The sequence below is a fragment of the Streptomyces sp. S186 genome (assembly GCF_051603415.1).
Classification (GTDB): Bacteria; Actinomycetota; Actinomycetes; order Streptomycetales; family Streptomycetaceae; genus Streptomyces.
In genome coordinates this window covers 7,714,019-7,729,355 of sequence record NZ_CP193932.1, presented here as the reverse complement: position 1 = coordinate 7,729,355, position 15,337 = coordinate 7,714,019, and the positions used below count along the sequence as shown (strand labels likewise).

Below are 15,337 nucleotides of genomic sequence, written 5' to 3'. Positions count from 1 at the left end.
TTCACTCCGTTGCTCACCGCACCGGAGAAGACGGTCTCTCCGGCACGGCGGCGCGGGGCCGGACGGGTGGCGTTGCCCCTCCGGTCGGGTGCTGCGGACGGGGCGGACGATTGCGGCCCGGCCGGGCTGTGGCCGTCACCGGGGCGAGCCACCGGCCGGTGATCACGTCGACGAGGCCCGGTCATCCGACGAGGCCCGGTCATCGCGTCGACGAGGCCGCGTCCGCGTAGACGTTCCCGGTCAGAGGGGAGGGGTGGGGGCACCGTCGGCGATGGCGTTCCCATCAACTGCCCTGCTACAGCTGCGAGTTCAAGCCGTACAGGCAGCGGCAGAGCGGGCAGACCGCCCAGTCCCGCACGTCGCGCGAGCCGGCGGTCGGCCGACGCCGGGTCCGATCATCAGTCAAGCAACTGACGTGAAACCGGGCGTGCTTGTGCCGTCGCGGAGCGGCGCCCACCCCGCGGCGCGGACAGCTCAACTGATCGAGTGCACTCCGGGGCAGGTCGTCGTCTCGGAGGCGCGGGCCGGATACCCTCCGCGCCATGGGGACCTTCGCCGACGAAGCACGGTCACGGCTGGCGAATCTGCTGCGCATGGCAGGGAACAGCGAGCGGGACCGGGCGCTGATCATCGCGTATGTGGAGTCCACGCCCGAGCCGCCGCCGCTCGGGCCGCGCGGCATCCACACCAGCGGCTGCCCGCAGTGCCGGAACACCATGTGGGGCCAGCGCGACCGGGACGGGCATCCGATTTCCGTCTGCGCGTGGTGCGGATTCGTCAAGGAGGCCGACAGTGGACTGTCCTGACTGCCGCTTGCCGATGGTTGAGCCTGGCCCGCAGAGTAATCGACACTGGTGTCATCGATGCGGTCGCGTCGCGGCGACCGGTGAGACCCCGGACGACATCACCCTTCGCGAGCGCTGTCGCCAGGAGGCGTTCGTCCTGCTCGACTACGCGATGGCGCTGCGCGGCAGGTGCCGCACACGCTCCCCGAGGGAGGATCTGCCCATGGGCCAGCTCATTCAGACCCGAGGCTGCGGCAAGTGCGGCGGCACCATGTACCGGACGGTCGAGACGGACCAGGACGGGAATCCGACACAGGAGAGCCAGTTCGTCTGCTCCGCCTGTGGCAACGTTGAATGATGGTGCGTCAGTTCAATGATGGTGTGTCAGTTCTCCTCTGCCGCATGGCCGTTCGCGATGTGGATCAGGCTGTAGAGGCGGGGTCCGAGATGCGCAGCAGCAGTGCGTGGAGGCTGGTGCGTTCGTCCTCCGCCAGGGGTTGGAGCAGTTGGTCGGTGACGTGGCGGCTCATCCGGTCGGTGTCGCGCAGGAACGCCCGGCCGTCGTCGGCGAGGACCACCACGCGACTGCGGCGGTCGCCGGGCGCGGGGCGGCGTTCGACGAAGCCGAGACCTTCCAGGTCGTCGACGAGGCCCACGATGGCGCTGGGGTCGTAGCCGAGACGGGCACTCAACTCGCGTTGCGGGGCGCCCTCGACGGTGGCGAGGTAACGCAGCAGCGCGTAGTGGCGGAGCCGCACTCCGGACTCCTGGAGTGCGGCGTTGAACAGCTGCCCGGAGCGCAGGCCGAGCCGGTAGAGGAGATAGCCGGTGTCGGAGTGCAGGCCGCGCATCCAGGGCTGGTCGGCGTCGACGGGCTCGGGCTTACGGGGCTGCGGTCGCTGGCTGGTGATGGCGTGCTCCCTGATCCGGGGCCCTCGTCGGGCCGGTGCACGGTGCGGGGGTCCAGCATGGCGAAAATCGGTGCCACGAACAACCATTGACGTCAACAATTATTGGTCTTAGCTTCGACATGGCGGCTCGACCCGGATCGAGCCCGGCTCTCCCGCGCCGCCGCAGCCTGGTCAACTCCCCGCTCGTCGAAGGGACTTACCCATGCCACACGCCTCATCCGTCGATCTCACCGGCAAGGTCGCCGTGGTCACCGGCTCCGGCCGGGGCCTCGGTCTGGCTTGCGCCCGCGCCCTCGCCGAGGCGGGCGCCGCCGTGGTCGTCAACGACCTCGGCCCGGCCGCCGCCGAACGGGCCGCCGCGATCCGTATGCGGGAGCAGGGCGAGGGCGGCAGCCTGGTGCTGGTCGGCTCGCCCGCCGGGCAGCGCGGCGACTTCGGGCAGACCAACTACGCGGCGGCCAAGGCCGGTATCGCCACCCTGGCGCGCACCTGATGACCGGCATCGACGTGGCCGCGCTCACCGCGATCGACGTCCACACCCACTGCGAGGTCTCCGCGCAGGGGCATGCCTCGCTGCCGGCCGAGCTGCACGACGCCTCCAGCGCGTACTTCAAGGTTCAGGGCGGCCGGAAGCCGACGCTGCAGGAGACGGCCGCCTACTACCGGGAGCGGCGGATGGCCGCGGTGGTCTTCACCGTGGACGCCGAGCACGCCACCGGGACCGCGCCGGTGCCCAACGAGGAGGTCGCCGAGGCCGCCGCCGCCCACTCCGACGTGCTGATCCCGTTCGCGTCCATCGATCCCTTCCGGGGCCGGGCCGGGGTCCGGCAGGCCCGCCGGCTGGTCGAGGAGTACGGCGTGCGGGGCTTCAAGTTCCACCCCGGCATCCAGGGATTCTTCCCCGACGACCGGCTCGCGTACGGCCTGTACGAGGTGATCGAGGAGACCGGCACCATCGCGCTGTTCCACACCGGCCAGACCGGCATCGGGGCGGGCCTCCCGGGCGGGGGTGGCATCCGGCTGAAGTACTCCAACCCGCTGCACATCGACGACGTGGCCGCCGACTTCCCGCACCTGAAGATCATCCTGGCTCATCCGTCGTTCCCGTGGCAGGACGAGGCGCTGGCCGTGGCCACCCACAAGCCGGGCGTGCACATCGACCTCTCCGGCTGGTCACCGAAGTACTTCCCGCACCAACTCGTCCGGTACGCCGACTCGTTGCTGCAGGACAAGGTGCTCTTCGGCTCCGACTACCCCGTCCTGACCCCGGACCGCTGGCTGGCCGACTTCGCCGACCTCCCGCTCAAGGACACGGTCCGCCCGAAGATCCTCAAGACCAACGCCGCCCGGCTGCTGGGGCTCACCGGCTCCTGAAAGGGGACGTGATGCGCAACGACGGACTGGGGTCCTGGCCGGCCCGCCGGGCCCGCAAGACCCCGCACCGCACCGCCCTGATCCACCGGTCCACCACCCGCACCTACGGCGCGCTCCACGAACGCACCACCCGGCTCGCCCACGCCCTGCGGGCCGCCGGCCTCCGCCGCGGCGACCGCATCGCCCACCTCGGCCCCAACCACCCCTCCTTCCTGGAAGCCCTCTTCGCCGCCGGACTGCTCGGCGCCGTCTTCGTCCCGCTCAACACCCGCCTGACGGCGCCCGAACTCGCCTACCAGACCACGGACTCCGGCGCCGCGGCCCTGCTCCACTCCCCCGACTGCGCCCCGCTCGCCGACGCGCTCCGCACCCGGACCGGTCTGCGGACCCTCCTCCCGACCGGCGGCCCCGCCTACGAGGAGCTGCTCGCCACCGCCCCCACCACACCCCTCGACGAGCCCGTCACCCACGACGACCTCGCCCTGATCATGTACACCTCCGGGACCACCGGCCGTCCCAAGGGCGCGATGCTCACCCACGGCAACCTCATCTGGAACGCCGTCAACGTCCTGGTCGACCTCGACCTGCTGGCCGACGAGACCGCCCTGGTGTGCGCGCCGCTGTTCCACACCGCGGCCCTGAACATGCTCACCCTGCCGGTCCTCCTCAAAGGCGGCCGCTGTGTGCTGGTGGAGTCCTTCGAACCGGGCCGCACCCTCGACCTGATCGAACGGCACCAGGTGACCTGCATGTTCGGAGTGCCGACCATGTTCGACCGGATCGCCCGGCATCCGCGCTGGACCGCGGCCGACCTCTCCACCCTCCGCACCCTCAACTGCGGCGGCGCGCCCGTCCCCACCCCGCTCATCGCCGCCTACCAGGCCCGCGGTCTGGCCTTCCGCCAGGGCTACGGCATGACCGAGGCGGCACCCGGAACGCTCTTCCTGGACGCCGAACACGCCGTCTCCAAGGCCGGATCGGCCGGGGTGCCGCACTTCTTCAGCGACGTCCGCGTGGTCCGGCCCGACATGAGCCCGGTGGACGTCGGCGAGACCGGTGAGGTGGTGGTCCGCGGCCCGCACGTCATGCCCGGCTACTGGGGGCTGCCGGAGCAGACCGCCGCCGCCTTCACCGACGGCTGGTTCCGCAGCGGCGACGCCGCCCGGCTCGACGCCGACGGCCATCTCACCATCGTCGACCGCATCAAGGACGTCATCATCTCCGGCGGCGAGAACATCTACCCCGCCGAGGTCGAGAACGCCCTGCTCGCCCACCCCGACATCGCCGAGTGCGCCGTCATCGGCGTCCCCGACGAGACCTGGGGCGAGGTGCCCCGAGCCCTCGTCGTCCCCCGCGCGGGCAGCACGCCCGAGCCCGAAGACCTCCTCGCGTCGCTCCGCGATCGCCTCGCCCGCTACAAGATCCCCAAGTCCGTCGTTCTGCTGCCCGAACTGCCCCGCACCGGCACCGGAAAGCTCCTCAAACACCGGCTCCGCACCGAACACGGCACCGCCTGAACACAGCCATCACCCACTCCCCGGGAGACCCGCATGACCGTCACCGTCAACGGCCTCGACGCCCTCAAGCGGCTCGCCGGCAGCAGCCTGGGCACCAGCGACTGGATCACCGTCACCCAGGACCGCATCAACGGCTTCGCCGACGCCACCGACGACCACCAGTGGATCCACGTGGACCCCGCGCGGGCCAAGGACGGCCCGTTCGGTGCCCCCCTCGCCCACGGCCATCTCACCCTCGCCCTCTTCATCCCGCTGTTCACCGGCCTCCTCGACGTCCACGGAGTCACCACCAAGGTCAACTACGGGCTGAACAAAGTCCGTTTCCCCGCCCCCGTCCCCGTGGGCTCGCGGCTGCGGCTCGCCGCGCGACTGACCGCCGTCGACGACGTCCCCGGCGGAGTCCAGGTCACCATCGACGGCACCCTCGACATCGAGGGCGGCAGCAAGCCCGCCTGCGTCCTGCAGAGCCTGTCCCGCTTCTACGCCTGAGGCGCGCCCGGGCCGGCGTCCGGCCGGTCCGTCTTCGCAGACTCACCGCCGGGCAAGGGCGCGGTCGGTGAGCGCCGCCGCCGCGCCGGTGTAGTGCGCCGGGTCGGTGAGGGAGACCAGGTCAACGCCCCTCAGGGCGGGCTCCGAAGACAGCGCCTCGGCGAGACCGACGCCGCTCCCCCGCACGGTGTGGGCGGCCTCGGTCAGCAGATCGCGGGCGCGGGCCCGTCCCAGCCGGGCGGCGAGGACGGCCATCAGCCGCTCCGAGACCACCATTCCCCCGGTCAGATCGAGGTTCGTCCGCATCCGCTCCGGATGCACCCGCAGGCCCGTGGCGAGATCCCCGGCGTCCCGGGCCGCTCCGCCGACCAGGCGGAGGAGGTCCCGCAGGGTCTCCCACTCCGCATGCCAGGCTCCGGCAGGTCGTTCGTCCTCCGCGGCGACGCAGCCGTACAGCACGGCGGCCAACGCGGGCGCCCGGCGCGCGGCGGCGGCCAGCAGCGTGGCCCGGACCGGGTTCGCCTTGTGCGGCATGGCCGACGAACCGCCGCCGGCGCCCTCGCTCACCTCACCGATCTCGGTGCGGGAGAGCATCAGGACATCGGCGGCGAGCCTGCCGAGCGCCCCGGCGGTGAACGCCAGGGCTCCGGCCAGATCGGCAACCGGGGTGCGCAGGGCATGCCAGGGCATCGCGGGCTCGGCAAGCCCGAGTTCGCGGGCGTAGGCACCGACCAGGACGAGCATCGACTCGGCCGGCACCGGGCCCCCGCCCGCCGCCTCCGACTCCGCATACGTGGACGCACAGGCATACGCATGGAACGCCGCCAACGTACCTGCGGCGCCGCCCAGTTGGGCGGGCAGGCTGCGGCGTACGGCACTCAGACGGTCCCGGGCGTCCAGCACCAGACTGCGCCAGCCCGCAGCCTTGAGTCCGAAGGTTGTGGGGACGGCGTGCTGGGTGAGGGTGCGGCCCGGCATGGGGGTGTCGCGGTGCGCGGCGGCCAGACGGGCCAGGGCGTCGGCCGTGCGCTCCAGATCTGCCAGGAGCGGCCGCGTCGCCCGGTGGGCGACCAGCATCGACGCCGTGTCGAGGATGTCCTGGCTGGTGGCGCCGCAATGCACATACGGCGCATGGGCGTCGGGCACCGCGGCGGTCAGTGCCGCGACCAGCGGAATGACCGGATTGCCGCCGGCCCGGGCCCGCAGTGCGAGATCGCGCACGTCGAAGCGGTCGGCGCGAGCGGCCTCGGTGAGCGCGCGGGCCGCCTCGCCCGGCACCAGGCCGACGGCGGCCTGTGCCCTGGTGAGGGCGGCCTCCGCGTCCAGCATCGCCTGGAGGAACGCGGTGTCGCCGGTGGCCGCCTCGGCCGCCGCGCCCACGCGCACCGGGTCGAGCAGGCCGACGTCTCGGTCATCGCTCATACCAACTCCACGCACACCGTCTCCGCCGCACTCTGCGGCCGGATGTCGAAGCGATGGGTGCCCCGCGGTACCCCCGTGACCACCAGCGTTGCGCGCCGTTCGGGTGGCTACGCGGCCGGCAGCGCTTCACCGGCCGCGTAGCCACTGGACGGGGCTCCGGACGGGACTCCCTCGCGCTCTCCTCTCAGCGCCCCTCCTCGACCCACGTGGCGGTGGGGCCGTCGAGGACGATGTCCCAGTGGTAGCCCAGGGACCACTCCGGCACCGACCGGCCGTGGTCGTAGCGGGCGACCAGCCGTTGCCGCGCGGCGTCGTCGGTGACGGACTGCAGGATGGGGTCGTGGCGGAAGAGGGGGTCGCCGGGGAAGTACATCTGCGTGATCAGCCGCTGGGTGAACGCGGTACCGAAGAGCGAGAAGTGGATGTGGGCGGGCCGCCAGGCTCCGGTGTGGTTCCGCCAGGGGTAGGCGCCGGGCTTGATGGTGGTGAAGGTGTAGCCGCCGTCGTCGCCGGTCAACGTCCGGCCGACGCCGGTGAAGTTCGGGTCGAGCGGCGCGGGATGCCGGTCTTGCCGGTGGGCGTAGCGCCCGGCGGCGTTGGCCTGCCAGATCTCGACCAGTTGGCCCCGCACGGGTCGGCCGGAGCGGTCGACCAGCCGGCCGCTGACGGTGATGCGCTCACCGAGCGGTTCGCCCTGGTGCCGGCGGGTCAGGTCGTGGTCGAGCTCGGTGACATCGGTGCGGCCGAAGGCGGGCGAGGCCAGTTCGACGGCCTCGGGGTCCTGCCGCAGGGCCACCTGCACCAGGGGTTGCCGGGGATGGCGCAGCGTGCTGGAGCGGTACGGCGGATAGTTCCGGGCCGGATGCGCGGTGCGCGGGGCGCCCTCGGCGACGGCCCGCTCGTACGCCTCCCGCTCCCGCGCGATCTCGCGGTCGATCTGGCCTTGGGTAGCTGCCATGCGTGCCGAACTCCCTCACTTCCGTGGCAAGTTGAACCAATAACGCGGTGGCTGCCGGGTCACACCGAGGACGAAGGGGAAGCCGGGCTCCCCTCCCCTGCCCGGCCCGGGATGTGGACCGGTGCGCCCGTCTTCGCGACGATCTCCTCGACCGTGACGCCGGGCGCCCGTTCGGCGAGGACGAAGCCGTCCTCCGCGAGGTCGAACACGCCGAGATCGGTGATGACGCGGTCGACACAGGCCCGTCCGGTCAGCGGGAGCGTGCACTCCGCGACGAGTTTGGCCGAGCCGTCCTTGGCGGTGTGGGTCATGACGACGAGGACGGTGCGGGCGCCGTGCACCAGGTCCATGGCGCCCCCGATCCCGGTGATCAACTTGCCGGGGACGGCCCAGTTGGCGAGATCGCCGCGCCGGGACACCTGCATGGCGCCGAGTACCGCGACATCGATGTGGCCGCCGCGGATCATCCCGAAGGACAGGGCGGAGTCGAAGTAGGCGGCGCCGGGCAGGACGGTGACGGTTTCCTTGCCGGCGTTGATGAGATCCGGGTCGATCCTGTCCTCGGTGGGGTACGGCCCGGTCCCCAGGATCCCGTTCTCCGACTCCAGGATCACCTCCACGCCCTCGGGAAGGTGGTTGGGGATGAGGGTCGGCAGCCCGATGCCGAGGTTGACGTACTGGCCGTCCGTCAGCTCGCCGGCCACCCGCGCGGCCATCTCCTCACGGGGCCACGGCATCAGCGCGCCTCCGTTCCCCGGGTCTCCGGTGCGGCGACGGTGCGCCGTTCGATGTGTTTGTCGGCGGCCTGTTCCGGCGTGAGCGCCACGACGCGCTGGACGTAGATGCCCGGCAGATGGACCTGGTCCGGATCGATCTCGCCGGGCTCGACCAGTTGCTCCACCTCGGCGAGGGTGACGCGTCCGGCCATCGCCGCAAGGGGGTTGAAGTTCCGGGCGGACTTGGCGAAGACCAGATTGCCGTGCCGGTCGCCCTGGGCGGCCCGGACGAGGCCGAAGTCGGTGCGGATCCCCCGCTCCAGCACGTAGCGGCGCCCGTCGAACTCCCGCACCTCCTTGGCCGGCGAGGCCACCGCGACTCCGCCCGCGCCGTCGTACCGCCAGGGCAGCCCACCGTCGGCGACCTGGGTGCCGACGCCCGCCGGGGTGTAGAAGGCGGGGATGCCCGCGCCCCCGGCACGCAGCCGCTCGGCGAGCGTCCCCTGCGGGATCAGCTCCACCTCCAGCTCACCGGCCAGGTACCGGCGCGCGAACTCCTTGTTGGCGCCGATGTACGAACCGGTGACACGGGCGATCCGGCCCGCGGCGAGCAGCACGGCCAGCCCCCGCTCCATGGCACCGCAGTTGTTGGACACGACGCCGAGGCCGCCGACCCCCGTCTCGTACAGGGCACGAAGGAGCACCTCCGGCACGCCGCTGAGCCCGAAACCGCCGACGGCCAGCGACGCCCCCTCCCCCACATCTGCCACCGCCTCGGCGGCCGAGGCCACCACCTTGTCCATCCCCACTCCTAAGGACGACAGTCACGGGCACCGACCCCGCAGAATAATCAGTGCACTGACTAACTGCTGGCGTTCCAAAGCGTGGCATGATGAGAAATCGAGAGCAAGACCCTCAGTGCAATGAGCATCGGCGAGAGGAGCAGGACCCCACCGTGCCCGCGCTCGACCTCAGCACCCACCCCGGCCACCTGGCCCGCCGGTTGCAGCAGGCACACACGCTGCTGTGGACCACGGTCGTGTCGGAGGACGTCACCTCCCCGCAGTTCGCCGTGCTCAACACCCTGGTCGGCGAGGACGGCCTCGACCAGCGGACGGTCGGCGAACGGGTCGGCCTCGACCGCTCCACCATCGCCGAGGTGGTCCGCCGCCTGGCCGCGCGCGGTCTGGTCGACAAGGTCCGCGACTCCCGGGACGGCCGGCGCTCCGTGCTCCGCCTCACCGACGAAGGCACCAGGCTGCACCGCCGGCTCGCCGGGCGGACCGCCCGGATGAACCAGATCTTCCTGGCTCCGCTGGATGTCCAGGAGCGGTCCACGTTCCTGGAGTTGCTGCAACGGGTCGCCGACGCGGCCGAGGGGCTGCGCAACCCCGCCGCGGAGCCGGCGGAGAGCCCGGCGCCCTGAGCCACGCCCGGGAACCGGAAGGCGCACAACCGGACCCGCCCTGTCCCGACCGGGTGACCGGTGGGGACAGGGCGGGTCCGTGGTCCGACAGCCGGGGCTCACGCGGCCGGCAGCGGTGGGGTCAGCGGCGGCCCTCGTAGCCGTGGTGCTTCTCCTTGTGCTTCCCGCCGTTGACGCAGACGTTGCCGAAGGCCGGGTCCAACAGACCAATGACGTCGACCGTGTTGCCGCACAGGTTGATGGGAACGTCCACCGGGATCTGGATGAGGTTGCCCGAGAACACGCCGGGTGATCGGACGGCGGCGCCTCCCGCGTTACTGTCGGCGAAGGCTGCCGAACTCCCGCCCAGCGCGGTCCCGGCCGCGAGCACGGCCATGGCGGTGATCCGAGTGATCCGTGACATTCCGAACCTTTCGCTCAGTCCAAGCGACCCACTGCCGCTCACTTCTCCTCCCTTCGGCACACAGAACTTCACCATTGAGCCGGCAGCTGGCAATTCCCTCTTTCGCGTCGTTTCAATGACGCCGACCCTCGCATCACTCCGTGCCCGCCGGCCCCGCGCGTCAACACGCCATCGACGCGTGGCAGTACGTGCAGGCGCCGGAGGCCGGCGGCGCGCGCCGGCTCGGCCGGCTCGCGCTCGTAGCGGCGGGCGAACGCCGGTACCTGGCCTCCTGGACTCCGTACCAGCGCCACAGCGCGGCCGACGGCGCGACGGCCGCCAGCCAGATGTCCGGCCGTGGCGTTCCGGTCGTTCCTCACCGCTCGCCGGTCGAACTCCTTGTCATCAGGCGGCACTCCGAGGTTCTCATGCGCCATTCGACCGGGGGCGGACCGCGTGCCGCCCGAGGGGGCAGACGCCGGTACGGCGCCCGGGCGGGCTCAGCGCAGGTACGACGCCCCGTTGACGTCGAGCACGGCACCCGAGGACCAGGCCGCCTCGGGCGAGGCGAGGTACCGCACGGCGGCGGCGATCTCCTCGGGTGCGGCAACCCGCCCGAACGGGCTCTGCTGCTCGACGGCGTCGGTGATCCGGTCGGCGACCCGTTCGGTGGCGACGAAACCGGGTGCGACCGAGGCGACCGCGATGCCATGGGGAGCCAGGGAGACCGCGAGGGACTGGCCCAGGGCGTGCAGGGCCGCCTTCGTCGCGCCGTAGGCGGGGTGGTCCGGCTCGCCCCGGAAGGCGCCGCGGGAACCGATGTTGACGATCCGGCCCTCGACCTTGTGGTCGATCATGTTCCGGGCCACGCAGTAGGTGACATGGGCCGTGCCCAGCAGATTCACGTCCACGGTGCGCCGCCAGGCATCCTGCCAGTCCTCGTAGGAGGTGGTGGCCAGGGGATGCGCGATGTTGGCCGCGGCGTTGTTGACCAGTACGTCGATCGGGCCGAGCGCTTCGATGGCCGCGGCGACCACGGCGGCCGCGCCGTCCGGGGTGCCGATGTCCCCCTGGACGAGGACGTGGCCGCTGCCCTCCAGGGCGCGCAGGGCGTCTTCGGCGGCCTCCCGGCTGGACGCGTAGTGCAGGGCGACCCGGTCGCCGTCGGCGGCGAAGGCCGCGGCAACAGCACGGCCGATGCCGCGCGACGCTCCCGTCACCAGTACGGTCCGGCTGCGGTTCATCGGGCATCCTCCAACGGTGGGCGGCACGGCGGCCGCACGGTGCAACGATCTTGCTGGACACCCTCGCACGCGGCCGCGCGGGAGAGAAGAGAAGACCGGAGCCATTCCGTCAGGGCGCTTCTGACGGGGCTCGGCGGGGACGGTGCCGGCGACCGCCAGGACGCACCTCGTCCGTCGATCCAACGGCCGACCTTTTCCATACACCTCCTTTCCAATACACTTGACATAATACAGGTGACCGATAAACCTGGAAGCTCACCGGCCAGGCAAACGGAAGCGGGGAGGCAACATGCCTGAGCAGCAGCCGAGAGTGCGGATCGCGCAGGGTGTGGTGGAGGGCCGTCGGCAGCGGGGGAACGCGGTGTTCCGCGGCATCCCCTATGCCCCACCGCCGGTCGGGGCGCTCCGTTTCGCGGCGCCCGGTGCGCCGCCGCGTTGGGAAGGGACGCGCCGGGCAACGGAGTTCGGCCCCGCGGTACCGCAGTCCGGGCCGGTCCGGGCGGAGGCGACGGAGGACGCGGACTGGCTGACGCTCAATGTGTGCACACCGGATCCAGGCGCAGCGGGCCTGCCGGTACTGGTGTGGATCCATGGCGGCGCCTTTGTCGCGGGGACGGCCGGCGACCCGATGTACGACCCCGCGGCACTGGCCGCAGCGGGTCTCGTCGTGGTGAGCATCAACTACCGGGTCGGCGCGGAGGGTTTCGCGCTGTTCGACGGCGTGCCGCCCAACCGCGGGTTCCTCGACCAGATCGCCGCGTTGCACTGGGTGCGGCGGAACATCGCGGCCTTCGGTGGCGACCCGGACCGGGTCACCCTCGCCGGGCAGTCCGCCGGAGCGGGGTCGATCGCCGCGCTGCTGACGATGAAACCGGTACGCGGCCTGTTCCGGCGCGCCATCGCGCATTCGGTGCCGGGCAACCACTGCACCCCCGCGCTCGCGGAGCAGGTGGCCGCCGCGCTCGCGGAACGGCTCGGCACCGCGCCCACCGCCGCCGCGCTCGCCGAGGTCGCCCCCGGCACCCTGGCCGAGGCGGTCACCTCACTCGGCGCCGGCCTCGCCGACCAGCGCGACCGATGGGGAGGCTTCTCCCAACTCGGCGTCGCCATCTGCCCCGTCGTCGACGGCGAAGTCCTCGCCGAGACGCCCTGGGCCGCGCTGGCCGGCGGCCGCGCGAACGGGATCGAGCTGCTGGTCGGCCACACACGGGAGGAGTTCCGGCTGTTCAGCGTCATGAGCGGACGGCGGGGCCGGTTCACGGAGCAGGACGCCCGCACCGCCCTGGAGCTGTTCGCCCCGGGCCCCGACGGCGCGCACGCCTACCGCGCCGCCCACCCGCGCGCCACGCCGGAGGAGCTGCTGGAAACGGTCTACTCCGACGCCCTCTTCCGCATGCCGTCACTCCATCTGGCCGAGGCGAACGCCGCGGCCGGCGGCACCTCGTTCCTGTTCGAGCTGGCGCTCGCCGCCTCCGGTCCCGGGGGCGCACTGGGAGCCTGCCACAGCCTTGATGTCCCCCTGGCGTTCGGCACGTTGGACTGCCCCGCCGGCAGCCGGCTCCTCGGCGATCCGCCCGCCCCCGAGGCCGTGGCGGTGTCACGTGAACTCCAGCGGGCCTGGGTCCGCTTCGCCACCGACGGCGCGCCCGGCTGGCCTGCCTACCACCCCGATCACCGGCTCACCCGCGTCCTGGACACCACCTCGACGACCGTGCCCTATCCGGAAGAGTCCTCCCGCCACATCTGGCAGGACCACCCTCCTGTGCCCTTCGATATCGATACCTCCTCCTGTAACTACTAGTATGTACACTCGCATGCGACCGGAGATTTCCGTGGAACGCTGCCCCTCATAGATCCCCCGTAGAGGAGAACCGGCATGCCCTTCGTACGCATCGACGCGCTGCGGGCCGACGGCGAGCGGCTCGACGCGCTCGGCCGCGCCGTGCAGGACGCCCTGGTCGAGACGATCGGCATCCCGCCCGACGACCGGTTCCAGGTCCTGACCAGCCACGACGGCGTCAACAGCACGCTGCGCTACGGCACTTACTACGGCGTACGGCGCGACGACGACATCGTCTACGTGGCGATCACCCTGCGCTCGGGACGCACCGACGAGCAAAAGCAGGCGCTCTACCGGCGGATCGCCGAACTGGCCCAGGAGTACGCGGGCACCGAGCCGCGCAATGTGTTCGTCCTGCTGACCGAGAACACCTCGAGCGACTGGTCGCTCGGCAACGGGGTGGCGCAGTACCTCGCGCCCGCGTAGGGCCTGTCCGGGGGGTCGGACAGGCCCTGGAGCCGGTCATCGTGCCGCGGGGCGTCACCGCCCGTGGGCGTTGCCGCCCTACTTGCCGGGTGCCGCGTTCCGGTGGCGTTCGCCGCCGTTGCGCTCCTGCCAGAGGCGGTAGACGTCCACCGCCGCGTCGCTCGGTGCGTAGCGCATCGGCAGGCGGCGCTGGTCCCAGTCCTTGGCGAACTCGTCGTAGAAGGTGGCGAGTTCGAAGTACCTGCGGTCGTCCACGTAGTGCGGCTCGTAGGCGTCCCGCGTGGTGAGGAAGACGACCTCGTCCGGGGAGCAGTAGTAGAGGGCGCCCAGGCACATGGGACAGGGGTGGGCGAGGACGTAGATGGTGGCGCCGGTCAGGTGCTCGGTGCCGAGCTTGGTGCACGCCTCGCGGATGGCGAGGACTTCGGCGTGTGCGGTGGGGTCGTTGGTCTGGGCGACCTTGTTGGGGCTCTCGGCCAGGATCTCGCCGTCCTTGACGATGACGGTGGCGAAGGGCCGGCCGCCCTCGATGACGTTCTGACGGGCGAGGTCGATGGTGCGTTGGACGAAGTCCATGGAGACGGCTTTCTGTGAGTGGGAGCCGGGTGGACGTGGACTATGGACTACTACTTCCGCTGGCTGATACTTTCGCTGACCGCTCATCAGAACGGCTTGGTCGGCAGGTACTTGCCGTCCAGAGTGATGAGGGCGCGTTCGCCGCCCTCGGGGTCGGCGACCTTCTTCACGTCCAGCTTGAAGTTGATGGCGCTGATGATGCCGTCGCCGAACTGCTCGTGGACCAGGGCCTTGAGGGTGGTGCCGTAGACCTGGAGCATCTCGTAGAAGCGGTAGATGGTCGGGTCGGTGGGGATGCCGCCGGGGATCGAGCCGCGGGTGGGGATGGTCTGGAGCAGCATCGCCGCGTCGTCGTCGAGGCCCAGCAGGTCGGCCACTGCCTGGGCGGACCGGGCGGGCAGGGCGTGCTGGCCGAGGACGGCGGCGGCGACGAACGCGACCGACAGGTCGGCGGCGTCGGCGATCTGCTGCCAGGTGAGGTTCTTGCGGGTCTTGGCCTCGACGGCGGCGTCGGCGAGTGCCTGGCGAGCGGCCGGGTGCAACTGGGCGTGGGGCGTGGTGCCGGTACGGGAGTCGGTCATGGGAGTGCTTCCTTTCGGGGTCAGGCGGTGGAGGTCGGGTCGTGCGGGGGTTCGGTGGGCTCGACGGTGCCGGTGGCGATGTCGTAGACCCAGCCGTGCAGCCGGACCGCGTTCTCGGCGAGGGCGCGGGCGACCGAGGGGTGGGTGGCCAGGTTGGCCAGTTGCGCCCGTACGTTCTGCCGGACCAGGGTCGCCACGTCCGTGGGTGTTCCGGCGGCCGTCGCGCGGGTCCGGGAGGCGTCGGCGTGGTCGAGCCAGTGGGCGAGCGCGGGGGCACCGGCGAGGTCCTGGCCTTCGGCGAGAGCGGTCATCGCTCCGCAGGCGGCGTGCCCGCACACCACGATGTCGGTGACGCCGAGGACGGCGACGGCGTATTCGATGGTCGCCGTCACCCCGTCGCCGTACCGGGGATGGTAGGCGGGGACGAGGTTGCCGGCGGTGCGGATGACGAAGAGTTCGCCTGGTTCGCAGGCGGTGATGAGCTCCGGGACGACGCGGGCGTCGGAGCAGCCGATGAAGAGGGTGTGGGGTTGGTGGTGGGTGGCCAGGTGGCTGAACAGGTCCGCCTTGGCCGGGAAGACGTCGCGTCGGAATCGGGCGACGCGCTCGGCGAGGTCAGGCATGGTCGTTCCCTTCGGTGTGTGCCGGCCTTCCGGATCGACCGGATCCGCCGGGCGATTTCCACCTTGC

At 71.6% G+C, this 15,337-nt stretch carries 17 protein-coding genes and 1 pseudogene; 8 read left to right on the top strand and 10 right to left on the bottom strand.

Features of this window, described 5'->3' with window-relative positions:
- The first annotated feature begins 542 nt into the window (after positions 1-542).
- Positions 543-806 (top strand): hypothetical protein, encoded by a 264-nt coding sequence (locus ACRAS8_RS33685; RefSeq protein ID WP_438489821.1) that lies wholly within the window; start codon positions 543-545, stop codon positions 804-806.
- Between the two features lie 401 nt (positions 807-1,207).
- Here the strand turns inward: ACRAS8_RS33685 and ACRAS8_RS33680 are convergent, their stop codons facing one another.
- A complete protein-coding gene (locus ACRAS8_RS33680) occupies positions 1,208-1,636 on the bottom strand; it encodes a MarR family winged helix-turn-helix transcriptional regulator (RefSeq protein ID WP_438489820.1) in 429 nt (142 codons plus the stop codon).
- Positions 1,637-1,898: 262 nt separating this feature from the next.
- Here ACRAS8_RS33680 and ACRAS8_RS33675 point away from each other — a divergent pair.
- From ACRAS8_RS33675 to ACRAS8_RS33660, 4 genes and pseudogenes are all read left to right on the top strand, one after another.
- A pseudogene (locus ACRAS8_RS33675) lies at positions 1,899-2,186 on the top strand (SDR family NAD(P)-dependent oxidoreductase); the annotation flags it as partial.
- A 2-nt stretch (positions 2,187-2,188) separates the two neighbouring features.
- Complete coding sequence (locus ACRAS8_RS33670; RefSeq protein ID WP_438489819.1) at positions 2,189-3,070, top strand: amidohydrolase family protein; 882 nt, start codon at positions 2,189-2,191, stop codon at positions 3,068-3,070.
- 11 nt (positions 3,071-3,081) lie between these two features.
- Positions 3,082-4,587, top strand: coding sequence for an acyl-CoA synthetase (locus ACRAS8_RS33665; RefSeq protein ID WP_438489818.1), 1,506 nt, complete (start codon positions 3,082-3,084; stop codon positions 4,585-4,587).
- 33 nt (positions 4,588-4,620) lie between these two features.
- Positions 4,621-5,076, top strand: a complete 456-nt coding sequence (locus ACRAS8_RS33660; protein WP_438489817.1) for a MaoC family dehydratase — start codon at positions 4,621-4,623, stop codon at positions 5,074-5,076.
- Positions 5,077-5,118: 42 nt separating this feature from the next.
- On the opposite strand, the gene pcaB is transcribed toward ACRAS8_RS33660, so the two are convergent.
- The 4 genes from pcaB to ACRAS8_RS33640 form a co-directional block, all read right to left on the bottom strand.
- Positions 5,119-6,498 (bottom strand): 3-carboxy-cis,cis-muconate cycloisomerase, encoded by a 1,380-nt coding sequence (pcaB, locus tag ACRAS8_RS33655; RefSeq protein WP_438489816.1) that lies wholly within the window; start codon positions 6,496-6,498, stop codon positions 5,119-5,121.
- 184 nt (positions 6,499-6,682) lie between these two features.
- Positions 6,683-7,456, bottom strand: a complete 774-nt coding sequence (gene pcaH, locus ACRAS8_RS33650) for a protocatechuate 3,4-dioxygenase subunit beta (protein WP_438489815.1) — start codon at positions 7,454-7,456, stop codon at positions 6,683-6,685.
- Between the two features lie 59 nt (positions 7,457-7,515).
- Positions 7,516-8,193, bottom strand: coding sequence for a CoA transferase subunit B (locus ACRAS8_RS33645; RefSeq protein ID WP_438489814.1), 678 nt, complete (start codon positions 8,191-8,193; stop codon positions 7,516-7,518).
- Positions 8,193-8,975, bottom strand: coding sequence for a CoA transferase subunit A (locus ACRAS8_RS33640; protein WP_438489813.1), 783 nt, complete (start codon positions 8,973-8,975; stop codon positions 8,193-8,195). The genes ACRAS8_RS33645 and ACRAS8_RS33640 overlap by 1 nt, the downstream gene beginning before the upstream one ends.
- Positions 8,976-9,127: 152 nt before the next feature.
- On the opposite strand from ACRAS8_RS33640, the gene ACRAS8_RS33635 reads away from it, so the two are divergent.
- Complete coding sequence (locus tag ACRAS8_RS33635; protein WP_438489812.1) at positions 9,128-9,598, top strand: MarR family winged helix-turn-helix transcriptional regulator; 471 nt, start codon at positions 9,128-9,130, stop codon at positions 9,596-9,598.
- A gap of 121 nt (positions 9,599-9,719) precedes the next feature.
- Here the strand turns inward: ACRAS8_RS33635 and ACRAS8_RS33630 are convergent, their stop codons facing one another.
- Positions 9,720-10,001, bottom strand: coding sequence for a chaplin (locus ACRAS8_RS33630; protein WP_438489811.1), 282 nt, complete (start codon positions 9,999-10,001; stop codon positions 9,720-9,722).
- A 479-nt stretch (positions 10,002-10,480) separates the two neighbouring features.
- A complete protein-coding gene (locus ACRAS8_RS33625) occupies positions 10,481-11,224 on the bottom strand; it encodes an SDR family NAD(P)-dependent oxidoreductase (RefSeq protein ID WP_438489810.1) in 744 nt (247 codons plus the stop codon).
- Between the two features lie 289 nt (positions 11,225-11,513).
- Between ACRAS8_RS33625 and ACRAS8_RS33620 the strand changes: the two genes are divergently transcribed.
- Positions 11,514-13,025 (top strand): carboxylesterase/lipase family protein, encoded by a 1,512-nt coding sequence (locus tag ACRAS8_RS33620; protein WP_438489809.1) that lies wholly within the window; start codon positions 11,514-11,516, stop codon positions 13,023-13,025.
- 75 nt (positions 13,026-13,100) lie between these two features.
- Complete coding sequence (locus ACRAS8_RS33615; RefSeq protein WP_438489808.1) at positions 13,101-13,490, top strand: tautomerase family protein; 390 nt, start codon at positions 13,101-13,103, stop codon at positions 13,488-13,490.
- Between the two features lie 78 nt (positions 13,491-13,568).
- On the opposite strand, the gene ACRAS8_RS33610 is transcribed toward ACRAS8_RS33615, so the two are convergent.
- The 3 genes from ACRAS8_RS33610 to ACRAS8_RS33600 form a co-directional block, all read right to left on the bottom strand.
- A complete protein-coding gene (locus tag ACRAS8_RS33610) occupies positions 13,569-14,066 on the bottom strand; it encodes a nucleoside deaminase (RefSeq protein ID WP_438489807.1) in 498 nt (165 codons plus the stop codon).
- Between the two features lie 86 nt (positions 14,067-14,152).
- Entirely contained in the window at positions 14,153-14,647 is a 495-nt protein-coding gene (gene cynS, locus ACRAS8_RS33605; protein WP_438489806.1) for a cyanase, read from the bottom strand.
- Positions 14,648-14,667: 20 nt separating this feature from the next.
- Positions 14,668-15,270, bottom strand: a complete 603-nt coding sequence (locus tag ACRAS8_RS33600; protein ID WP_438489805.1) for a carbonic anhydrase — start codon at positions 15,268-15,270, stop codon at positions 14,668-14,670.
- Positions 15,271-15,337: the final 67 nt, after the last annotated feature.